The sequence below is a fragment of the Kitasatospora sp. NPDC056327 genome (genome assembly GCF_042261735.1).
Taxonomy (GTDB): Bacteria; Actinomycetota; Actinomycetes; order Streptomycetales; family Streptomycetaceae; genus Kitasatospora.
Map to the genome: position 1 here is coordinate 12,525 of NZ_JBHJRC010000057.1, position 21,837 is coordinate 34,361.

At 73.0% G+C, this 21,837-nt stretch carries 18 protein-coding genes; 8 read left to right on the forward strand and 10 right to left on the reverse strand.

What is annotated here, in order from left to right:
* Positions 1 to 21: 21 nt before the first annotated feature.
* Positions 22 to 807: a hypothetical protein gene (locus tag ACFCX4_RS11555; RefSeq protein ID WP_376140878.1), complete on the reverse strand. Its 786-nt coding sequence runs from the start codon at positions 805 to 807 to the stop codon at positions 22 to 24.
* Positions 808 to 1,071: 264 nt separating this feature from the next.
* Between ACFCX4_RS11555 and sdhC the strand changes: the two genes are divergently transcribed.
* Genes sdhC through ACFCX4_RS11575 form a run of 4 tightly spaced genes read left to right on the forward strand, consistent with a single transcriptional unit; the run spans position 1,072 to position 4,528 of the window.
* Complete coding sequence (sdhC, locus tag ACFCX4_RS11560; protein ID WP_093861779.1) at positions 1,072 to 1,452, forward strand: succinate dehydrogenase, cytochrome b556 subunit; 381 nt, start codon at positions 1,072 to 1,074, stop codon at positions 1,450 to 1,452.
* Positions 1,453 to 1,460: 8 nt separating this feature from the next.
* Positions 1,461 to 1,952: a succinate dehydrogenase hydrophobic membrane anchor subunit gene (locus tag ACFCX4_RS11565; protein ID WP_376140880.1), complete on the forward strand. Its 492-nt coding sequence runs from the start codon at positions 1,461 to 1,463 to the stop codon at positions 1,950 to 1,952.
* A 60-nt stretch (positions 1,953 to 2,012) separates the two neighbouring features.
* Positions 2,013 to 3,755 (forward strand): succinate dehydrogenase flavoprotein subunit, encoded by a 1,743-nt coding sequence (sdhA, locus tag ACFCX4_RS11570; RefSeq protein WP_376140882.1) that lies wholly within the window; start codon positions 2,013 to 2,015, stop codon positions 3,753 to 3,755.
* The gene (locus ACFCX4_RS11575) at positions 3,755 to 4,528 is read left to right on the forward strand and encodes a succinate dehydrogenase iron-sulfur subunit (protein ID WP_376140884.1); all 774 of its coding nucleotides are present in this window, start codon (positions 3,755 to 3,757) and stop codon (positions 4,526 to 4,528) included. Before sdhA ends, ACFCX4_RS11575 begins: the two co-directional genes overlap by 1 nt.
* Positions 4,529 to 4,639: 111 nt before the next feature.
* Here ACFCX4_RS11575 and ACFCX4_RS11580 read toward each other — a convergent pair whose 3' ends face one another.
* Complete coding sequence (locus ACFCX4_RS11580) at positions 4,640 to 4,897, reverse strand: SCO4848 family membrane protein (RefSeq protein ID WP_376140886.1); 258 nt, start codon at positions 4,895 to 4,897, stop codon at positions 4,640 to 4,642.
* Positions 4,898 to 5,033: 136 nt separating this feature from the next.
* Here ACFCX4_RS11580 and ACFCX4_RS11585 point away from each other — a divergent pair, with 136 nt between their 5' ends.
* Positions 5,034 to 6,251 carry a D-alanyl-D-alanine carboxypeptidase family protein gene (locus ACFCX4_RS11585; RefSeq protein ID WP_376140888.1) on the forward strand — a complete coding sequence of 406 codons (1,218 nt, stop codon included), beginning with the start codon at positions 5,034 to 5,036 and terminating at the stop codon, positions 6,249 to 6,251.
* A gap of 22 nt (positions 6,252 to 6,273) precedes the next feature.
* Here the strand turns inward: ACFCX4_RS11585 and ACFCX4_RS11590 are convergent, their stop codons facing one another.
* Together ACFCX4_RS11590 and ACFCX4_RS11595 are read right to left on the reverse strand one after the other, a co-directional pair.
* A complete protein-coding gene (locus ACFCX4_RS11590; RefSeq protein ID WP_376140890.1) occupies positions 6,274 to 7,287 on the reverse strand; it encodes a YihY/virulence factor BrkB family protein in 1,014 nt (337 codons plus the stop codon).
* A gap of 120 nt (positions 7,288 to 7,407) precedes the next feature.
* A complete protein-coding gene (locus tag ACFCX4_RS11595) occupies positions 7,408 to 8,406 on the reverse strand; it encodes a glycosyltransferase family 2 protein (protein WP_376140892.1) in 999 nt (332 codons plus the stop codon).
* Positions 8,407 to 8,554: 148 nt separating this feature from the next.
* On the opposite strand from ACFCX4_RS11595, the gene ACFCX4_RS11600 reads away from it, so the two are divergent.
* Both ACFCX4_RS11600 and ACFCX4_RS11605 read left to right on the forward strand, forming a co-directional pair.
* Positions 8,555 to 12,130: a CDP-glycerol glycerophosphotransferase family protein gene (locus ACFCX4_RS11600; RefSeq protein ID WP_376140894.1), complete on the forward strand. Its 3,576-nt coding sequence runs from the start codon at positions 8,555 to 8,557 to the stop codon at positions 12,128 to 12,130.
* Positions 12,131 to 12,344: 214 nt separating this feature from the next.
* A complete protein-coding gene (locus ACFCX4_RS11605; protein ID WP_376140896.1) occupies positions 12,345 to 14,915 on the forward strand; it encodes a CDP-glycerol glycerophosphotransferase family protein in 2,571 nt (856 codons plus the stop codon).
* On the opposite strand, the gene ACFCX4_RS11610 is transcribed toward ACFCX4_RS11605, so the two are convergent.
* From ACFCX4_RS11610 to ACFCX4_RS11635, 6 genes are all read right to left on the reverse strand, one after another.
* Positions 14,900 to 15,454, reverse strand: a complete 555-nt coding sequence (locus ACFCX4_RS11610) for a 2'-5' RNA ligase family protein (RefSeq protein WP_376140898.1) — start codon at positions 15,452 to 15,454, stop codon at positions 14,900 to 14,902. The two genes, ACFCX4_RS11605 and ACFCX4_RS11610, sit on opposite strands and share 16 nt — an antisense overlap.
* Positions 15,451 to 16,491, reverse strand: a complete 1,041-nt coding sequence (gene trpS / locus ACFCX4_RS11615; RefSeq protein WP_376140899.1) for a tryptophan--tRNA ligase — start codon at positions 16,489 to 16,491, stop codon at positions 15,451 to 15,453. Before trpS ends, ACFCX4_RS11610 begins: the two co-directional genes overlap by 4 nt.
* Positions 16,492 to 16,521: 30 nt before the next feature.
* Positions 16,522 to 17,847, reverse strand: a complete 1,326-nt coding sequence (locus ACFCX4_RS11620) for a hemolysin family protein (protein WP_376140901.1) — start codon at positions 17,845 to 17,847, stop codon at positions 16,522 to 16,524.
* A 79-nt stretch (positions 17,848 to 17,926) separates the two neighbouring features.
* Positions 17,927 to 18,919, reverse strand: a complete 993-nt coding sequence (locus ACFCX4_RS11625) for a malate dehydrogenase (RefSeq protein ID WP_376140903.1) — start codon at positions 18,917 to 18,919, stop codon at positions 17,927 to 17,929.
* A 203-nt stretch (positions 18,920 to 19,122) separates the two neighbouring features.
* Positions 19,123 to 19,542 (reverse strand): DUF3017 domain-containing protein, encoded by a 420-nt coding sequence (locus ACFCX4_RS11630; RefSeq protein ID WP_376140905.1) that lies wholly within the window; start codon positions 19,540 to 19,542, stop codon positions 19,123 to 19,125.
* Between the two features lie 44 nt (positions 19,543 to 19,586).
* Positions 19,587 to 20,441: a bifunctional methylenetetrahydrofolate dehydrogenase/methenyltetrahydrofolate cyclohydrolase gene (locus tag ACFCX4_RS11635; protein ID WP_376140907.1), complete on the reverse strand. Its 855-nt coding sequence runs from the start codon at positions 20,439 to 20,441 to the stop codon at positions 19,587 to 19,589.
* A gap of 575 nt (positions 20,442 to 21,016) precedes the next feature.
* Here ACFCX4_RS11635 and ACFCX4_RS11640 point away from each other — a divergent pair.
* Positions 21,017 to 21,781 (forward strand): RDD family protein, encoded by a 765-nt coding sequence (locus tag ACFCX4_RS11640; protein WP_376140909.1) that lies wholly within the window; start codon positions 21,017 to 21,019, stop codon positions 21,779 to 21,781.
* The last annotated feature ends 56 nt before the right edge of the window (positions 21,782 to 21,837 follow it).

Below are 21,837 nucleotides of genomic sequence, written 5' to 3' on the forward strand. Positions count from 1 at the left end.
CGGCGCGGCCCGGCGGGGGCATCAGCCCCGCTGGGCCGCCCGCAGCTTGGCCACCTGCCGCCCGACGACCCGCTCGTCCGGCGCGGGCGGCGCCTCGGCACCCACCCCCACCGTGCTGAACACCACCAGGGCCGGACCGACCCTCGCCAGGACGGCACGCTGCGCGAGCACCACCGCACCCGATTCATTCGTCAGGGTGAAACCCGCCGCCCCGTCCGCTCCCCCGGGCGTGGGCGTGTCGTCGCGCGTCAGCCGGTGCACGGTGCGGATCGGGCCCCGGCCCTTCTCCGCCGGGGGCGGCGGCGCCGTCGAGACGAACTCCGCGCACGGGCCGAACAGCCCCGTCAGCTCCGCCTGCAGCCGGGCCGCCCGGTCCCCCCGGTAGCCGAGCAGTCCGCCGTAGAGGCTGCCCGCCGGGTCGGACGCCAGGGCCACGCTCAGATCGGTCTCCGCGTACGGCACCGCGGAGACCGGCGTGGGCCCGGCCCCCGCGGCCTGCCTCCCGGGCGCCGACGCCGGGGCCACCGCGTCCAGCAGGGGCTGGCAGACGGGCTTGTCGGCGACCTCCCGGCCGCCGTCGGGGCCGGTCTCGCCGTGGCCCGGGGCGATCACCGTCACGGTGAACCCGGGGCCGAGGTCGGCGTCGCCCACCGCGGCGGCGCGCAGTTCGGCGGCGGACAGCTCACGGGCCGGGGCGGCGGAGGCCAGGTCGGCGGAGCCGCCCGCCGGAGCGGCGCAGCCGGCGGCGAGGAGCACGGCCGCGGACAGCAGCAGGGGGCGGGGCGGGCGGAGGGCGGAATGCGGCACGGGGGCCTCGGCGGGGTGTCGGCGTCGGACGGGTCGGCCACCGTAGCGCGACTCCGAGCGACGCGACGGTCACCCCCGGTGGCAAATCGGGCCCCGGTTCCCGCCGAACTAGGCCAGTCGTGCCTGTTTGATCACACCTCGGGCCCCCGGAGGCGGTTCCCTACAGCGCGTCGATAGGATGCTCGCGGCCGGTGGACCGTACCCGGCCGGGCTGACCGACACCGAAGCCGGCCGAGCCCCCAATCGCTTCCGGAGGGTTTTTCCGTGCCGGCTGGAACGCTGTACCGCGGCCGGGAAGGCATGTGGAGCTGGGTGGCTCATCGAGTCACCGGCGTCCTCATCTTCTTCTTCCTGTTCGCCCATGTCCTGGACACCGCGCTGGTGCGGGTGTCGCCCGAGGCGTACGACACCGTCATCCAGACGTACAAGACGCCGCTCGTGAACCTGATGGAGTACGGCCTGGTGGCCGCCATCCTGTTCCACGCCCTGAACGGCCTTCGCGTCGTCGCCGTCGACTTCTGGTCGAAGGGCCCGAAGTACCAGAAGCAGATGCTCTGGTCCGTGGTCGGAGTGTGGGTCGTCCTCATGGCCGGCGCCTTCTACCCGATCCTGCAGCACACGCTGACCTCCTGGTTCGGGAAGTGATCTGAGACATGTCCACGGAAATCTCCGACGCTGTGGTGGTCCCGTCCGCCCAGGCGCACACCGGCAAGGGCCTCGGCACGGGCAACCCGGCCGACGCCTTCGTGATCGAGCCGGCCCGCCAGCGGACCAAGAAGACCCCGCGCCGCACCCGCACCAACTTCGAGATGCTGGCGTGGCTGTTCATGCGCCTGTCCGGCATCGTCCTCGTGGTGCTGATCCTCGGCCACCTGCTGATCATGCTGGTGCTCGACGGCGGTGTCGCCAAGATCGGCTTCGCCTTCGTGGCCGGCCGCTGGGCCTCGCCGTTCTGGCAGGTCTGGGACCTCACGATGCTCTGGCTCGCCATGCTCCACGGCGCCAACGGCATGCGGCAGGTCATCAACGACTACGCCGAGAAGGACTCCACCCGGCTCTGGCTGAAGGGCCTCATGGGTACCGCCACGGTGTTCACCGTGCTGCTCGGCACCCTGGTGATCTTCACCTTCGACCCCAACATCTGAGCCGACGACCGACCGCAGCTCATCGGAAATCGGCAGAGGCCAGAGGCGAGTTAACCCCCCATGCAGATTCACCAGTACGACACCGTCATCGTCGGCGCCGGCGGCGCCGGCATGCGCGCCGCCATCGAGTCGACGCAGCGCAGCCGCACCGCCGTCCTGACCAAGCTCTACCCCACCCGGTCCCACACCGGCGCGGCCCAGGGCGGCATGTGCGCCGCCCTCGCCAACGTCGAGGAGGACAACTGGGAGTGGCACACCTTCGACACGGTCAAGGGCGGTGACTACCTGGTCGACCAGGACGCCGCCGAGATCATGTGCAAGGAGGCCATCGACGCCGTCCTCGACCTGGAGAAGATGGGCCTGCCCTTCTCCCGGACCGAGCAGGGCCGGATCGACCAGCGCCGCTTCGGCGGCCACTCCCGCAACCACGGCGAGGCCCCGGTCCGCCGTTCCTGCTACGCGGCCGACCGCACCGGCCACATGATCCTGCAGACGCTGTTCCAGAACTGCGTCAAGCACGGCGTCGAGTTCTTCAACGAGTTCTACGTCCTCGACCTGCTGATCAACGAGGGCCGCACCGCGGGCGTCGTCGCCTACGAGCTGGCGACCGGCGAGATCCACGTCTTCCAGGCCAAGGCGGTCGTCTTCGCCTCCGGCGGCACCGGCAAGATGTTCAAGGTCTCCTCGAACGCGCACACCCTCACCGGTGACGGCCAGGCGGTGGCCTACCGCCGCGGCCTGCCGCTGGAGGACATGGAGTTCTTCCAGTTCCACCCGACGGGCATCTGGCGCATGGGCATCCTGCTCACCGAGGGCGCCCGCGGCGAGGGCGGCATCCTGCGCAACAAGGACGGCGAGCGCTTCATGGAGCGCTACGCCCCCGTCATGAAGGACCTCGCGTCCCGTGACGTCTGCTCCCGCGCGATCTACACCGAGATCCGCGAGGGCCGGGGCTGCGGTCCCGAGGGCGACCACGTCTACCTGGACCTGACCCACCTGCCGCCGGAGCAGCTGGACGCCAAGCTCCCGGACATCACCGAGTTCGCCCGCACCTACCTCGGCATCGAGCCCTACACGGACCCGATCCCGATCCAGCCCACCGCGCACTACGCCATGGGCGGCATCCCGACCAACGTCGAGGGTGAGGTGCTGCGCAACAACAGCGACATCGTCCCGGGCCTGTACGCGGCCGGCGAGGTCGCCTGCGTGTCCGTGCACGGCGCCAACCGCCTGGGCACCAACTCGCTGCTGGACATCAACGTGTTCGGCCGCCGCGCGGGCATCGCCGCCGCGCAGTTCTCCGAGGCGAACGAGTTCGTGCCGCTGCCGGAGAACCCGGAGCAGCTGGTCCAGGAGCTGGTCGACAACCTGCGCGAGGCCACCGGCACCGAGTCCGTGGCGCAGATCCGCAAGGAGCTGCAGGAGACCATGGACGCCAACGCGATGGTGTACCGCACCGGCGCCACCCTGAAGCAGGCGGTCGAGGACATCGCCGCGCTGAAGGAGCGCTACAAGAACGTGTCCATCCAGGACAAGGGCTTCCGCTACAACACGGACCTGCTGGAGGCCGTCGAGCTGGGCAACCTGCTCGACCTGGCCGAGGTCCTGGCGGTCTCCGCGCTCGCCCGCGAGGAGTCGCGCGGCGGTCACTACCGCGAGGACTTCCCGACCCGTGACGACGTGAAGTTCATGCAGCACACCATGGCGTACCAGGAGGTCGCCGCCGACGGCAGCACCTCCATCCGCCTCGACTACAAGCCGGTCGTCACGACCCGCTACCAGCCGATGGAGCGTAAGTACTGATGAGCACTCCGACGATGGAGAAGCACTCGGCCGCTCTGGACGCGGTCGAGGCCGGCGGCACCAAGCTGATCACCGTCACCGTCCGGATCCGCCGGTTCAACCCGGAGGAGCACCCGGACCCGGTGTGGGTCGACTACCAGCTGGAGATGGACCCGAAGGAGCGCGTCCTGGACGCGCTCAACAAGATCAAGTGGGAGCAGGACGGCACCCTCACCTACCGCCGTTCCTGCGCCCACGGCATCTGCGGCTCCGACGCCATGCGGATCAACGGCCGCAACCGGCTGGCCTGCAAGACGCTCCTGAAGGACGTCAACCCGGAGAAGCCGATCACGATCGAGGCCATCAAGGGCCTGACGGTCCTCAAGGACCTGGTCGTGGACATGGACCCGTTCTTCCAGGCGTACAAGGACGTCATGCCGTTCCTCATCACCAAGGGGAACGAGCCGACCCGTGAGCGCCTGCAGTCCGCCGAGGATCGCGAGCGCTTCGACGACACCACCAAGTGCATCCTGTGCGCCGCGTGCACGTCGTCCTGCCCGGTGTTCTGGAACGACGGCCAGTACTTCGGCCCGGCCGCGATCGTCAACGCGCACCGCTTCATCTTCGACTCGCGCGACGAGGGTGCGGAGCAGCGGCTGGAGATCCTGAACGACCGCGAGGGCGTCTGGCGCTGCCGGACCACCTTCAACTGCTCGGAGGCCTGCCCGCGTGGCATCGAGGTCACCAAGGCGATCCAGGAAGTGAAGCGGGCGCTGGTCACCCGCCGTTTCTGATCCGGGCCGCGCACGTCACGGGCCCCCGTCCGATCCACCGATCGGGCGGGGGCCCGCGTGCTGCCCGGGCCCGGTCCGCGGGCCCGCCGTGCCTTCCGGCCGGACCGCGGTTCAGCCGGCGGCCGGCCGGCGCCGGGTGGCGCGCAGGCCGCGGACGCCGACCGAGCCGACGGTGACGCCGAGGACGAAGGAGGTCACGGCGAGGAGCAGGTGGACCCAGAAGAAGGCGGTGGGCTGGGAGTGGTCGCCGCCGGTGAAGGCCTGACCGCCGGAGTCCTTCCAGAGGTTCTTGACGAAGGTGGTCCAGATGATCATGGACCAGACGCCGAAGGCGGTCAGGAACCAGGAGGTGCGGCGGCTGAGCTTCATGGGGCGGTCCTCGGTGGGGCGGGATGGTGAAGACGGGGTGCTCCCCCAGTATGCGCGGGGGTCCGTTCGGCGGACGGCGCCCCCCTCCCGGGGTGAGGGGCGGACGGCGGGGGCCCGGCTTGGGTACCGTCTGCTGGTGCCCACTCGCTCGAAGATCGCACGTCTGCTCGCCGCGCCCGCCGCGGCCCTCCCGCTCCTGCTCGCCGCGCCGGTGGCCGTCGCGGCCCCGTTCGAGCCGCCGCCCCCGTCGGCCGTGGTCGGCGGTGAGAGACTCGGGCTCCCGGGGGTCCAGGTGAATCCGCTGGCGGACGCCCCGCCGCTGCCGGGCGACCTCACCGGGCAGTCCTGGATCGTCGCCGACGCGGCCTCGGGCGAGGTGCTGGCGGCCAGCAATCCGCATCTGCGGCTCGCCCCGGCGTCCACCCTGAAGATCCTCTTCGCGGACACCGTGCTGCCCAAGTTCGACCGCGAAACCGTGCACCGGGTCGCGCCCGAGGAGATCCAGGGGATCGGCGCCGGCAGCAGCCTGGTCGGCATCAAGGAGGACCTCGACTACCGGGTCGAGGACCTCTGGCGCGGGGTGTTCCTGAGCTCGGGCAACGACGCGGTGCACGTCCTCGCGCACATGAACGGCGGGGTGCAGCGGACCGTCACCGAGATGCAGGCGCGGGCGGAGGCGCTGCAGGCCCGGGACACCCGGGTGGTGTCGCCGGACGGCTACGACGCGGAGGGGCAGGTCTCCTCGGCGTACGACCTGACGCTGTTCGCCCGGGCGGGGCTGCGCAACCCGGACTTCCGGATGTACTGCGCGACCCGCGACACGCTGTTCCCCGGCGCGGTGGACCGGAACACCGGGCAGCGCGGCAGCTTCGGGGTCGCCAACACCAACCGGCTGCTCGGCAGGTACCCCGGGCTGATCGGCGTGAAGAACGGTTTCACCACCAACGCCGGCTCCACCTTCGTCGGCGCCGCCGAACGGGGCGGCCGCACCCTGCTGGTGACGGTGATGCACCCGACGACCTACCAGAAGGTCTACGACGAGACGGCCGCGCTGCTGGACTGGGGCTTCGCGGCGGCCGGCCGGGTCACCCCGGTCGGGAAGCTGGTCGAGGAGGGCGAGGCCGCCCCGGCGCCGACCGGTCAGGCGGGCGGCACGGCGGGGGCGCCCGCACCGCCCCCGCACCCCTCCCCCACCGACGCCGCCACCGGGCCGGCCGCCGGGCGCGCGGACGGACCGGCCGGGCCGGACGGCGGGATCGGCCCGGCCGGCTGGATCGCCGTGGCGCTGGCGCTGACCGCGGGCGGCGCGGGCGCCCTGCTGCTCCTGGGCCGGCGGCGCGGCCGGGCCGGCTGACGCCCCGCCCGCGGGCCCGCGCTCACTCCCGGGGGCGGGCCCGCGGCTTCCCCCCGGCGTCCCCCCGGTGCCCGTCGTTCCGCTCGTGCCCGTCGTCCGCGGCCTTCCCGGCGGGCCCGCGCGCCGCGGCCTCCTCCCGGTCGGCGGCCTCGACCAGCGCCGCGGCCCGCGCCCGGGCCCGGTCCCGGGCCGCCGCCGGGTCGGCGGTGGCGGTCCAGGCCACGCAGAACATCAGCAGCCGGCAGACGAAGTTGATCCAGAGCAGCAGCGCCACCGGCACGCCGAAGGCCCCGTACAGGCTCCGCCCGGCGACCGAGCCGAGGTAGGAGGAGAGCAGGACCTTCAGCAGTTCGAAGCCGACCGCGCCGATCAGCGCGGCCTGCAGGACGTCCCGCCGGCGCTGGTGGCCGATCCGCGGGAACGGCGCCAGCAGGTAGGCGAAGAGCAGCATGTCCGAGCCCACCGCGATCAGCAGGCCGGCCGCGGTGAGCAGGTGGCCGCCCGCCCCCAGGCCCAGCCGGTCGGCGATCCGGCCCGCCAGCGTGGTGCCGGCCGCCGAGGCGCCGAGCGAGACCAGCGAGACCAGGCCCAGGCCGCCCAGCACCAGGAAGTCCCAGGCCTTGCGCAGCAGCGGGTTGCCCTCCTCGTCGGGTAGCTGCCAGAGGTCGCGGACCGAGGTCCGCATGGTGTCCACCCAGCCGAGGCCGGACAGCACCAGCAGGATCCCGCCGACCAGGCCGACCGCGCCGGCGTTGGCCACCAGCGCGGGCAGGTTGAGCGCGTCCGAGATGCCGGGCAGCTGGTCGGAGATCCGGTGCTGGACCTCCTCGACCCGGCTGTCGCTGAGGGTCGCCACCGCGACCGCCAGGGCGACCGTCAGCAGCGGGAAGAGCGCGAGGAAGCCGAAGAAGGTGACCGCGCCGGCCAGCCGGTTGCCGCGCAGCGCGGTGAAGTGCTCGTAGGCGCGGTACGGACGGCTGTGCAGCACCCGCGCGACGAGCGGGCCGATCACCGGGAGGCGGGTCAGGAAGTCCACCGTCCGGTTATACCCGGCGCGTCCCCCGAACGGACGCCGGACGCGGCCCGGGACCGGGGAGTCGCGGGGGCCGGGCGGCAGGCCCCGCAACGGATCCGGCGGCGGACCCCGCAACGGACCCTAGCGGCGGACCATCCGGCGGGCCCGGGCCAGGGCGCGGACCGCCTGGTAGGCGGTGTAGCGGCCGTGGCCGAGCAGTTCGGTGCGCAGCCCGGCCATCCCGCCGGACGGCCGGTAGCCGGCCGGGCGCAGCCGGGCGCAGTGCTCGGCGGCCCGGCGGAAGAACTCCCGGCGGTCGCCGGGCGGGACCCGGCCGGGCCGGGAGACCACGGTGTTCAGGTGGTGCAGCATCCGGCCGTAGACCACCGGGCGCCAGCGGTCCAGCTCGGGGCGGCCGTCCAGGAAGGCGAAGACCAGGTCGTACTGGCCGAAGACGTCGAAGTGCTTGCGGCTCGCCGTGGCCAGGATGTTGCCGCCCTCCTGGCGCTGGCGGTAGTGGACGCCGACCCGGTCGAGCAGGGTGATGCTCCGGGCGGCGAGCAGCGCCGGGTACGTCCAGGGGGTGTCCTCGTAGTAGCCGGCCGGGAAGACGAGGCCCTGGGCGGTGACGAAGTCGCGGCGGTAGGCCTTGTTCCAGACCACCTGGAGGAGCTCCAGCAGGTCGGGGCGGTCGGCGAGGTCGAAGACCTCCCGGGAGGGTGCCCCGAAGACCTTGGCCGAGGCGGCCCGGACGACCCGGCCGTCGGCGTGGGTGCGGGCGTAGTCGTAGACCAGGACGTCCGGGTCGCCGCCGGCCGCGAGCCGCTCGTCCACCGCCCCGAGCAGACCGGGGGTCAGGGTGTCGTCGCTGTCCAGGAACAGCACGTAGTCGCCGGAGGCGACCTCCAGGCCGGCGTTGCGGGCCCGGCCGAGGCCGACGTTCTCCGGCAGGTGCAGCACCCGCACCCGGGGGTCGCGGGCGGCGGCGTCGTCGAGCAGGGCGCCGCAGCCGTCCGGGGAGCGGTCGTCCACCGCGATCAGTTCGAAGTCCGGGCCCTCCTGGCCGAGCACCGAGGCGAGGCAGGCGGGGAGGTACTCCTCGACGCCGTAGACCGGCACGATCACACTGAAGCGGGGCATGGCCCCAGGGTAGTGGGGGCCCCGGACCGGTCCCCGGGGGCCCTCGGACCGGACGGTAGGATCGACGGGCACGTACGCACCGATCAAAGTGCGGTCAGACCCCGAACCGGGCTGCCACGCTCCTTCCAGAGAAAGGCCTGCGTAGCCGATGGCTCCCCGCCTCTCCATCGTCGTCCCGATCTACAACGTCGAGCGCTACCTCGTGGAGTGCCTCGACTCGATCGCCGCCCAGACGTTCACGGACTTCGAGTGCGTCATGGTCGACGACGGTTCGAAGGACGACAGCGCCGCCCTCGCCGAGGCGTACGCCGCCAAGGACTCCCGGTTCCGGCTGGTCCGCCAGGTCAACAAGGGCCTCGGCGCGGCCCGCAACACCGGTATCCGGCACATCGACCCGGACGCCGAGTTCCTCTGCTTCGTCGACAGCGACGACTCGATGCCGCCCAGCGCGTACGAGCTGATGATCAACACGCTCGACGAGACCGGGTCCGACTTCGCCACCGGCAACGTGCTGCGGTTCCGGGCGATCGGCTACTACCAGTCGGGCGGCCACAGCCGGCCGTTCGCCAAGACCGTGCTGAAGACGCACATCACCGAGATCCCCTCGCTGGTCACCGACCGCACCGCGTGGAACAAGGTGTACCGCCGCTCCTTCTTCGACGCGGCCGGCATCCTCTACCCCGAGGGCATCCTGTACGAGGACGCGCCGGTCAGCGTGCCGCACCACTACCTCGCCAAGAGCGTGGACGTGCTCTCCGAGCCGATCTACCACTGGCGCGAGCGCGAGGTCGGCGAGATGTCGATCACCCAGATGCGCACCAACCCGAAGGGCCTGATCGACCGCGTCACCTCGGTCGAGCTGGTCCGCGGCTGGCTGAGGAAGCAGACCGAGCCGCGCTTCGCCGAGTACCTGAGGTCCTACGACGAGAACACCCTCGTCGAGGAGATCCCGATGTTCTTCTGGTCCGTCGTGGACGGCGACAAGGAGTACCGGGAGGCCTACATCCGCTGCGTCAGCCGGCTGCTGCGCGCGATCGGCCCCGAGCAGGTCAAGAAGCTGCGCGCGCCGCTGCGCCTGAAGTACCACCTGACCCTGCAGGGCCGGATCGACGAGTTCGTCGAGCAGATCAAGTACGAGGGCGAGAGCAACGGCGGCGTCATCGCCAAGGGCCTGCTGCGCCCGTACGCCGACTACCCGTTCCTGCGCGGCGGCCGCAAGAGCGTGCCGCCGGGCCTGCTGAGCCTGCGCAACTCCACGGTGATCCGCAGCCGCCTCTACGGCGCGCACTGGGAGGGCGGCCGGCTGCGGCTGACCGGCCACGCGTACCCGGAGCAGCTGGGCGCGGCCAACAAGCACGACATGGTGCGCACGCTGGTGCTGCGCGAGGCCAAGGGCCGCCGGGTCATCGCCGTGCCGATGAAGACCCAGTACAGCCCCGAGGCCACCGCCACCAACCACCACGACCTGTACAACTGCGACTGGGCCGGCTTCACCGTCGCCCTGGACCCGGCCAAGCTCAAGCACCGCGGCCAGTGGAAGGACGGCAACTGGCGCGTCCTCATCGCCGGCGCGGGCAAGGGCGGCGTCTACAAGGGCCGGATGTGGGCCGGCTGGGCGGACAGCGCGCTCTACCAGCCCTCGCACTGGGTCGAGCCGGACGTCCGGGTGGTCCCGTTCGTCCGCGACGGCAGCGTCTACCTTCGGGTGGAGAACGTCAGGGCCCGGGTGACCGGGATCGCCGCGGAGGGCGGCGGCGTCGAGGTGGCCGGTGCGGCCCGCTCCGGCGTCCGGCTCGCCGGGGCCCGGCTGCGGCTCACCCACGTCGAGTCCGAGCGGGAGCTGCTCTTCCCGGTGACGGCGGGTTCCGCGGTCGGCGGCCTCCAGCAGTTCCACGCCTCCTTCCCGATCGCCGAGCTGACCGCGATCCGCGAGAGCTGGGCCGAGCTGGACCCGATCGCCGAGGAGCGCGCCCGCGACCGCTGGGACACCACCCTGGTGCTGGCCGACGGCACCGCGGTGCCGCTCGTCTGGGACGACCGGAACGCGCCGGAGCAGCTCAACCTGGTGCTGAACGCGAAGGCCGCCCCCGCGGAGCGGCGCGCCCTGTACTCCAAGCCCTCCCCGAGCGGCTACCTGCAGTTCCTGGACCAGCTGCTGCAGCCGATAGTGCACGAGGTCTCCTCGCGCGGCGCGGACGGCTTCCTGCTGAGCGGCACCTTCCCGCTGCCCGGCACCCACCGCTGGGAGCTGGTCGCCCGTCACCACTGGGGCGAGGAGCAGCACGTCTATCCGGTGGAGATCACCGACGGCCGGTTCCGCACCGCGCTGCCGGCCGTGCCGACCGCGTCCTTCGCGGGCAACGTGCCGCTGGCCCAGGGCGGCTGGAACATCTCGTTCCGCCCGGTCGGCGTCACCTACCACGAGGACATGGCCTCGTACGCGCTGATCGCGCCCGAGTGCTGGGACGGCCTGCCGCTGGAGGTGGAGGCCCGCGGCAAGCGGATCGTCCTGGAGCGCCGCCACCACGACGGCCTGCAGCTGGAGTCGGAGAACATACTGCTCCCGGAGGAGCGCAGCGGCTGGCGCCAGCGCCAGCTGCGGAAGGTCGACTACCCGGCCGCCCGCCGGCTGCCGCTGCGCGACACGGTGCTCTACAACGTCGCGCTCGGCGGTCTCTACGCGGACTCCCCGCGGGCGATCCACGAGGAGCTGGTGCGCCGCGGCCTGCCGCTGGAGCACCTGTGGGGCACCGACGACCTCCAGGCGGACCTGCCGCAGTCGGCCGGTGCCGTCCGGCTCTGGAGCCCGGAGTGGTTCGAGACGCTCGCGACCGCGAAGTACATCGTGACCAGCGCCCACCTCCCGGACTTCTTCGTCCGCCGGCCCGGCCAGATCGTGCTGCAGACCTGGCACGGCTCGCCGCTGAAGCAGGTCGGCCACGACTTCGAGAAGGTCTGGTTCACCGACGCGCACTACCTGAAGGGCCTCGCCGAGGAGGTCCCGAACTGGAGCCTGCTGCTGGCCGGCAGCACCTGGGCGGCCCCGGTGCTGCGCCGGGCGTTCGACTTCAAGGGCGAGATCCTGGAGAGCGGCCTGCCGCGCAACGACCTCTTCTTCTCCCCCGACAAGGAGAAGACCGCGGAGCGGGTGCGCGAGCGGCTCGGCCTGCCGGAGGGCAAGAAGGTCGTGCTGTACGCGCCGACCTGGCGCGAGGACCGGCGCCGCCACTACGGCGGATACCAGCTGAACCTCCAGCTGGACCTGGAGGCGGCGCAGGCCGCGCTCGGGGACGACCAGGTGCTGCTGGTCCGCCGGCACTCCAACGTCCGCGAGCAGATCGAGGGCGTCGGCAACGGCTACCTGTGGGACGTCAGCAGCTACCCGGACATGGCCGAGCTGCTGCTGGTCGCCGACGTGCTGGTGACGGACTACGCGGCCTCGACGTTCGACTTCGCCACCACCGGCAAGCCGATCCTGTTCTTCACCTACGACCTGGCGCACTACCGCGACAACCTGCGCGGTTTCTCGCTGGACTTCGAGGCGGAGGCGCCCGGCCCACTGCTGGCCACCTCCGCGGAGCTGGTCGCCGCGCTCGGCCGGGTGGACGAGGTCGCCGACGAGTACGCCGGGAAGTACGCGGCGTTCCGCGCCAAGTACTGCGACCTGGACGACGGCGGCGCCGCCGCCCGGGCGGTGGACGCGATGCTGAGCCGCGAGGCCTGACCGGCCGCCGGCCGGTGACGGAGGCGCCCGACGCGAACGCCGCGCCGGGCGCCTCCCGCGTTCCCCGGGGAAACCATTCGCCGGACCGCATTACCGAATTTCGAACTGACGTTTCCGGGGAGAACTCGTCAGCTAATTTCCGGTCAATTCCTGAATTGACCTCGGAAGCCTTTCCGGGTGAGATTGAAATTCTCGCCGAGAAAGGTCCGTGGAAATGGCTGTCCTCACCCGGTTCGTCCTCCCGCACGCCGCGCCCCGGTTCGGCGACCCCCGCTTCGGCACCCCGCTGCCGGGCGAGGAGGAGAACGCCGCCTTCGGACTGCTGCGCGCCCGCTGGACCGCCCGCGGCCTGGAACTCACCGGCTTCGCCCGCCCCGGCGACCGGCCCACCGCCCGCCCCGGCTCCGCCTGGACCTGGCTCACCCTGCGCCGCGGCGACCACGGGGACCCCGTCCACCTCCCCACCCGGCCCCGCCGGCTCCCCGAGGTCACCGACGACAGCGCCCAGCCCGACCACAACCACGACTGGGCGGGCTTCACCGCCCTCGTCGAACCCCGCCGGCTGCGCACCGCGGACGGCTGGCTGCTCGGCGACTGGACCGTCGAGGCCACCCTGTTCACCCCGGCCCTCCCCGGCCGGCCGCCGGCCGGGCCCCGGCGCCGGTACGGCGGGCTCGCCCCGCACTGGTGCGGCTCCGGCGAGTACCCGCCCGCCCGCTGGGTGGACCACGACGTCCGCCTCCAGCCGCGCTTCACCGGCGGCCGGCTCGCGCTGCGGCTCGAACGGCCCGGCACCCGCCTCACCCGGGCCGTCCCCGCCCCCGGGGGAACCGTCCTGCACCTCGTCACCGCCGCCCCCTGCCCGCCCCGCACCGTGCTGCGGCTGCGCCACCGCGAGAGCGGCACCGTCCTCGCCCACCCCGCCGACCGGACCGGACGCGCCGTCACCGCCCTGCTGCCGCACGCACCGTTCACCGCCGAGGGCCGCGGCGGCGGCGAACTGGAGCACTGGGACGCCGAGCTGCTCCGCCCCGACGGCACCGCCGACCCCCTCGTCCTCGACGAGCGCGGCGGACCGGTGTCCGGCCAGCACCCGCTGCCCGGGGCCGGGGACCGGGCGCTGCACCTCAAGCACCTCGCCGACGGCCGGCTCCAGCTCTGCGTGCGGCCCGCCGTCGGCTGGGTCGAGCGGATCACCCCCCGGGCCGGCGGCTTCGACCTCGCCGGCCACTGTCCCGCCCCCGGCCCGCTGGACCTCGTCCTGCGCCACCACGGCACCGGCACCGAGGTCCGCCGCCCGGTCGAGTCCGGTCCCGGCGGACGGTTCGCCGTCCGGCTCCCCGCCACCCGCACCGGCTCCGACGGCACCGCGCTGCCGCTGCGCAAGGGCCTGTGGGAGGCCGAACTGCGGCCCGCCGGGTGGGGCGGCCCCGCCCGGCCGCTGACCGCCGCGCCCGCGCTGCTGGCCGCGCTGCCCGCCGCCACCCAGGCCGGCGGCAAGCGGATCCTGCTGGAGCGCCGCTGGCACGACACCCTGCTGCTGGACTCCACCCCCGTGCTCACCCCCACCGAGCGCAGCGCCTGGACACAGGCCCGCCAGCGCACCGCCGGCTACCCCGCGGCCCGGCGCGAGCCGCTGCGCGAGGCCGTGCTGTACGACGTGTTCGGCGGCCGCGGCTACGCCGACTCGCCGCGCGCCGTGCACACCGAACTCGCCCGCCGCGGCGCGCCGCTGGAACACCTGTGGACGGTCGACGACGCGCAGGCCGAACTGCCGCCCGGGGTCCGCGCGGTGCGGGTCTGGAGCCCCGAGTGGTACCGGGCGCTGGCCACCAGCCGCTACCTCGTCGGCAACACCCACTTCCCGGACTTCCTGCGCCGCCGCCCCGGCCAGGTGGTCGTCCAGACCTGGCACGGCGCCCTGCTCAAGCGGATCGCCCACGACGTCGACAACCCCTGGCTCGCCGACCACGGCTACCTCGCGGCGCTCGACCGGGAGACCCCGCACTGGAGCGTGCTGCTCTCCCCCAGCCCGTTCGCCACCCCGATCCTGCGCCGGGCCTTCCGCTACCGCGGCGAGATCCTGGAGTCCGGCTACCCGCGCAACGACGTGCTGGCCCGCCCCGACCCGCGCCGGGCGGCCGCCGTCCGCCGCCGGCTCGGCGTGCCGGAGGGCCGGCGGGTGGTGCTCTACGCGCCGACCTGGCGGGAGGACCGGCCGCGCCCGGACGGCGACGGCTTCCGGCTCGACCTGCGGCTCGACCTCGCGCTGGCCCGGCGGGCGCTCGGCGACGACCACGTGCTGCTGCTGCGCCCGCACGCCCACGTCCGCGAGCCGCTGGCCGGCACCGGGGACGGCTTCGCGATCGACTGCGCCGACTACCCGGACGTCCAGGAACTGCTGCTGGTCGCCGACGTCCTGGTGACGGACTACTCGTCGATCCTCTTCGACTTCGCGATCACCGGCCGCCCGGTGCTGTTCTTCACCTACGACCTCGCGCACTACCGGGACAGCCTGCGCGGCTTCGCCTTCGACTTCGAGGCACAGGCACCCGGACCGCTGCTGGGCGACCCGGCCGCGCTGGTCGCGGCGCTGCGCGAGGTCGCCGACGCCGGGGGCGCCCCGCCCGCCGGGTACGCCGGCCGCTACCGGCGGTTCCGGGAGGTGCACTGCGCCCTGGACGACGGCGGCGCGGCCCGCCGGGCGGTCGACCGGATGCTGGCCCTCGGCGGCCGGCCCGGCACAGCGGCCCGGATCCCGGTCGCGCGTCAGGAGAAGGCGTAGGCCCGCCAGGGGCGCCAGACCTCGTCCGCGTCGAACCGGGAGAGGCTGAACCCCGGCACCGGGAAGGCCGCGTGGAAGGACCGGGCCTGCTCGTGCGCCTGGTCCAGCACGTCGTCCGCGAGCCCGTGGGCGACCGTCACGTGCGGGTGGTAGGGGAAGGCGAGCTCCCGGGCCAGCGGGCCGGAGCGGACGTCCGCCTCCAGCAGCCGGCACTCCCGCTCGCCCTCCTCCACCCGGACGAAGACCACCGGGGAGACCGGGCGGAAGGTGCCGCTGCCGCGCAGCACCATCCGGAACCGCCGGTGCGCGGCGGCCACCGCCGCCAGGTGCTCCTCGATCTTCGGCAGCGCCTCGGCCGGCACCTCGGTGGGCGGCAGCAGCGTGACGTGCGTGGGTATCGACCGGGCCAGCGGATCGCCGTGGCCGGCCCGCGCGTCCTGGATCGCCGCGCCGTACGGATCCGGGACGCCGACGGACACGCCGATGGTGAGGGTCTCCGGGAGACCCTCACCACCGGGCAGGCTCGTCAGCGGAGTCACGGCTGGGCGGCCGGGAGGAAGCCGATCCGGTCGTACACCGTGGCCAGCGTCTCGGAGGCCACCGCGCGGGCCTTGCCGGCGCCCAGCGCGAGGACGCGGTCCAGCTCGGCCGGGTCGTCCAGGAAGACCCGGGTGCGCTCCTGGAACGGCGTCACCCACTCGGTGAACAGCTCGGCCAGCTCGGTCTTCAGGGCCCCGTACATCTTGCCCTCGAAGTGCGCGACGAGCTGCTCGATCGACTGCCCGCTCAGCGCGGAGTGGATCCGCAGCAGGTTGGAGACGCCGGCCTTCTCCTGCTCGTCGTAGGAGACCACGGTGCCGGTGTCGGTGACGGCGCTGCGGAACTTCTTGGCGCTGGTCCGCGGCTCGTCGAGCAGGCTGACCAGACCCTTGGCCGAGGACGCGGACTTGCTCATCTTGACGGCCGGGTCCTGGAGGTCCTGGATCTTGGCCGTCTCCTTGAGGATGTACGGCCTGGGGACCGTGAAGGTCGGGCTGTAGCGGGTGTTGAAGCGCTCCGCGAGGTCGCGGGTGAGCTCCACGTGCTGGCGCTGGTCCTCGCCGACCGGGACGGCGTCCGCCTGGTAGAGCAGGATGTCGGCGACCTGGAGGATCGGGTAGGTGAACAGGCCCACCGAGGTCGCGGAGGCGCCCTGCTTGGCCGACTTGTCCTTGAACTGGGTCATCCGGGAGGCCTCGCCGAAGCCGGTGAGGCAGTTCATCACCCAGCCGAGCTGCGCGTGCTCGGGCACGTGCGACTGGACGAACAGGGTGCAGTGCTCGGGCTCCAGGCCGGCCCCGAGCAGCTGGGCGGCGGAGATCCGGGTGTTCTGGCGCAGCGTCGCCGGGTCCTGCTCGACGGTGATCGCGTGCAGGTCGACCACCATGTAGAAGGCGTCGTTCTCCTTCTGCAGATCGACCCACTGGCGCACCGCACCCAGGTAGTTGCCGAGGTGGAACGAGCCGGAGGTGGGCTGGATCCCGGAGAGTACCCGGGGACGGTCCTTGACCGGACCAGTGACCGCTGCGTTGACCATGCGGGCCATTGTTCCAGTTCCACCGACCGCTCAGGAAACCTCCTGCCCCGGGGGCCGAGCCAGTGTGACCGCACTCACCCTCACCCGGGCGACCCGGCGGCCCTCCAGCTTCGCCACCGTCAGCAGCACCTCCTCGCCGGGACCGGCCGGGATCCGCACCCGGTCGCCGTCGGCGGGCAGCCGGCCGAGCCCGGCGACCAGACAGCCGGCCACCGTCTCGTACGGACCCTCGGGGAGGGTGACGCCGGTCTCCTGGGCGAAGTCGGAGAGGTTCAGCAGACCGTCGAGCTCGACGCCGCCGCCGGCCAGCCGCCGGGTCGGGGCGGGCTCGGGCGTGTCGTACTCGTCGCGGATCTCGCCGATCACCTCCTCCACGAGGTCCTCCAGGGTGACGATGCCGGCCGTCCCGCCGTACTCGTCGACCACGATCGCGAGGTGGTGGCCCTCGCGGCGCATCTCGCCCATCGCCTCCAGCACCCGTTTGCTGGCGGGCAGCAGCTTGACCGGGCGGGTCAGGTCACGGACCCTGGCGGCCCCCCGGCCGCGCGCGCCGTAGAGGTCGCGGACGTGCACGAAGCCGGTCACCGCGTCGTAGCTGCCCTCGATCACGGGGTAGCGGGAGTGCGGGGAGGAGTCCGTCTCCACACGGACCTCGGCGAGCGCGCGGCCGGCGTCCAGGAAGGTCACCTCGGTGCGCGGGACCATCACCTCGCGCAGCCGGCGGTCCCCGGCGGAGAACACGTCGGCGATCAGCCTCCGCTCGTCGCTGCCGAGTTCGGTGTTCGCCGCGACCAGGCCGCGGAGCTCCTCGGAGCTCATCGAGCCGCGGCCGGCCTTCGGATCGCCGCCGAGCAGCCGGACCATCAGGTCCGTGGAGTGGCCGAGCAGCCAGATCGCCGGGCGCAGCGCCACCGACATGACGTCCACCACGGGCGCGGCCAGCACGGCGATGGAGTCGGCCCGCTGGAGGCCGATCCGCTTGGGGGTGAGCTCGCCGAGCACCAGCGAGACGTAGCTGATCAGCAGGGTGAGGCCGACCAGGGCGGTGGCGTCGGCGACGCCCTCGGAGAGCCCGGCCCGGACGAACAGCGGGGCGACCTTGCCGGCCAGGGTGTCGGCGCCGAAGGCCGCGGAGAGGAAGCCCATGCAGGTCACGCCGACCTGCACGGCCGCCAGGAAGCGGTTGGGGTCGGCCGCGAGGTGCGCCGCCCTGGACGCCCGCCGGCTGCCGCGCGCCTCCAGGCTGCGGATCTGGCCCTCGCGCAGCGAGATCAGCGAGATCTCGGCGACGTTGAACAGGCCGCCCAGGACGACGAAGACGAGGACGAGCGCCGCGTCCTCAAGGGTTTCGCTCACAGCGGGTCAGTGTAGGGCGACGGCCCGCCGCCCCCGGGGAACGGGGACGACGGGCCGTCGGCGGGCACGGGGCCGGGCGTCAGATGAGGCCGAGCTCCTGGACCGCGTCGCGCTCCTCGGTCAGCTCCTTGACCGAGGCGTCGATGCGGGCGCGCGAGAAGTCGGAGATCTCCAGGCCCTGGACGATCTCGAAGGAGCCGCCCGAGGTGGTGACCGGGAAGGAGGAGATCAGGCCGGCCGGGACGCCGTAGGAGCCGTCGGAGACGACGCCCATGGAGGTCCAGTCGCCCTCGGCGGTGCCGTTGACCCAGGTGTGCACGTGGTCGATCGCGGCGTTGGCGGCCGAGGCGGCCGAGGAGGCGCCACGGGCCTCGATGATGGCCGCGCCGCGCTTGGCGACGGTCGGGATGAAGTCGTTCTCCAGCCAGGCCTGGTCGCTGCCGACGGCCTCGAAGGCCGGCTTGCCGGCGACCTCGGCCTGGAAGATGTCCGGGTACTGGGTCGCGGAGTGGTTGCCCCAGATGGTGACGCGCTTGATGTCCGAGACCAGGGCGCCGGTCTTCGCCGACAGCTGGCCGAGGGCGCGGTTGTGGTCCAGGCGGGTCATCGCGGTGAAGCGCTCGGCCGGGACGTCCGGGGCGTTGCGCTGGGCGATCAGGGCGTTGGTGTTGGCCGGGTTGCCGACGACCAGGACCTTGATGTCGTCCGCGGCGTGGTCGTTGATGGCCTTGCCCTGCGGGCCGAAGATGCCGCCGTTGGCCTGCAGCAGGTCGCCGCGCTCCATGCCGGCGGTGCGCGGACGGGCGCCGACCAGCAGCGCGACGTTGGCGCCGTCGAAGGCCTCGTTCGGCTTGTCGGTGATGGTGATGTCGCGCAGCAGCGGGAACGCGCAGTCGACGAGCTCCATGGCGGTGCCCTCGGCGGCCTTCAGGCCCTGCGGGATCTCCAGGAGGCGCAGGTTCACCGGGACGTCGGCGCCGAGCAGGTGGCCCGAGGCGATGCGGAAGAGCAGCGCGTAGCCGATCTGGCCGGCGGCTCCGGTGATGGTGACGTTGACGGGGGTGCGGGTCATTTCTACCTTCTCCAGCAAATCGCCAGGTGCCCCAGGCACGTTCGGCGCGCTGGAGCCGAGGACGGTCTCTCGACATCGAGACAACCGGCGTCAGGGTATCGCAAAGGGAAGCGTACGCCGCGGGCGCGGTCGCGACTGGTTGGTCACAGACGATGACGGCCCCCGCCCGGAGCCGGGCGGGGGCCGTGCGGCGGCGGGCGGGTCTACCGGCGCGGGCGGCCGATCAGATTGCCGATGTTGTCCAGCACCGGCAGCTCCAGCCAGGGGTTGGGCTGGGCCATCAGGGTCAGCAGCACGATCGACACGCCGAGGAAGGTCAGCACGATCACGTCGGTGAACCGGCTGCGCACCGCCAGCATGCCGACCTCCGGGAGCACCAGCCGCAGCAGCGCGCCGAGCAGCACCCCGCCGCCGATGATCAGCAGCCCGTACTTGAAGCCGTCCCGGAAGTCGGCGAACCAGGTGACCGCGAGGCCGGCGGCGACCACCAGCAGGACCACGGTTATCGGCCACTGCCGGACCGGCAGCGCGTGGTCGCGCCCGAGCGCGGCCGCGGAGCCCTCCGGGGGCAGGGTCCCGGTGGTCTTGACCGGCCTGCGCCGGGTCCGCCGCGGTTCGGCCATGGCTTCCCGTCCTTCGGGGTCGTCGATCGTCGTGCGGGTGCTGGTCAGAGGCCGGCGCGGCGCTCGGCCGCCACCACGATGTTGTTGAGCAGCATGGCGCGGGTCATCGGGCCGACACCGCCGGGGTTCGGGGAGATCCAGCCGGCCACCTCGGCGACGTTGGGGTGCACGTCGCCGACGATCCTGCCCTCGCTGCGGCTGACGCCGACGTCCAGCACGGCCGCGCCGGGCTTGACGTCCTCCGGCTTGACCAGGTGCGGCACGCCCGCGGCGGCCACGATGACGTCGGCCTGGCGCAGGTGGTGGGCGAGGTCGCGGGTGCCGGTGTGGCAGAGGGTGACGGTGGCGTTCTCGCTGCGGCGGGTGAGCAGCAGGCCGATCGAGCGGCCGACGGTGACGCCGCGGCCGACCACGACCACCTCGGCGCCGTCGATCGGCACGTCGTGGCGGCGCAGCAGCTCGACGATGCCGAGCGGGGTGCAGGGCAGCGGGCCCTCGATGCCGAGCGCGAGGCGGCCGAGCGAGGTCGGGTGCAGGCCGTCCGCGTCCTTGTCCGGGTCCATCAGCTCCAGGACCGGGTTCTGGTCGAGACCCTTGGGGAGCGGGAGCTGGACGATGTAGCCGGTGCAGGTCGGGTCGGCGTTGAGCTCGCGGACGACGTTCTCGACGTCCTCCTGGGTGGCGGTGGCGGGCAGCTCGCGCTGGATCGAGGCGATGCCGATCTCGGCGCAGTCCCGGTGCTTGCCGTTGACGTACCAGCGGCTGCCCGGGTCGTCGCCGACCAGGACGGTGCCCAGGCCGGGCGTGACGCCCTTCGCCTGGAGGGCCGCCACGCGGGCGGCGAGTTCGGACTTGATCGCGGCGGCGGTGGCCTTGCCATCGAGAATCTGGGCGGTCATGGCACCATTCTCCCGGATCCCGGGGGCCTTCCGCGCCACCGGTCCCCGCCCTCCGCGTCACCGGCCCCGGGGCGGCCCCGAGTCGGCGGCGGGGGCGGCGGCGGGCCCGGGCCGGGCCGTCCCGGAACGGACCGTTCCGGGGCGAACGGACGGGAGCGGAAGGTTCGGGTCGTATTGCGGTTGCGCCACAGTCCGGCCCGACCCGCGAACGCGGCTGGACAGCGCCCCGTCGTCCGTCCGACGATGAGCGGGCATTCCCCGCCGCATCCGGCCCGGTGACGGGCCGACGGACAGACCCGGCGGGGGCGTCACCGGGGGAAGAACGAAGTGAGCCGACCAGACCGCACCGCGCCGACGACCGACCGACGGGGCGGCACGCCCCTCGCCACCGGGCCGTCACGGCTCCCGTCCGCGCTCTTCCCACGGCCCTGAACGGAAGCGCGCACCGGTCGGCACGGCCCGCCGGTGTCAGTGCGCTCCGCTAACGTCCCGTCCGACCGGTCCCCGATCCACCGGTCCGTTCCGGGTCCTCCGCAGTCCCGTCCCCATCTGTTCCCATCTGCCCGGAGGCATCGATGACCTATCCGCCCGACCCGAACAACCCGTACCAGCAGCCCCAGCAGCCCCAGCAGCCGCCGCAGGCCGGGTACGGCTACCCGCAGCAGGCCCCGCCGGCCGCCGGGTACGGCTACCCCCAGCAGCCGCCGCAGCAGGCCTACGGGTACCCGCAGCAGGCGCCGCCGCAGCAGCAGGCGTACGGCTACCAGCCGGTTCCCGGCACCATCCAGGCGAACAACGGCTACATCAACATCGCCCACCTCGGCACCGTCAGGATCGCCACCATGGGCCAGCGCTTCCTGGCCCGGCTGATCGACGCCCTGGCGGTCGGCGCGGTCATCGCGCTGGTGATGGCGCTCGGCATGGCCAGCGTGCTCGGCATCGCCAAGGACACCGAGGACTGCACCGCGCTCAGCTACCCGAGCACCGCCTACAGCGACTGCATCCAGCAGCAGAACGACGCCGCGGGCGGTGTCGTCGCCACCATGCTGATCATGATGGGGGTGCTCTCGGTCTTCAACCTGCTCTACGAGTGGCTGATGGTCTCCTTCGCCGGCGCCACCCTGGGCAAGATGGCCATGGGCCTGCGCGTGGTCAAGGAGAGCAACGGTCAGGCCCCGGGCCTGGGCGGCGGCTTCATCCGCTTCATCATCCCGATCGTCGGCGTCTTCCTCTGCTACATCGGGGCGCTGCTGGTCTACCTGTCGCCGTTCTTCGACAACTCCGGGAAGCTGCAGGGCTGGCACGACCGTGCCGCCGGCACCCTGGTGATCAAGAAGTAACGCGGGCGGAACGCGGAACGACGGAACGGCCCGGCCCCCGCTGGAGGGGGCCGGGC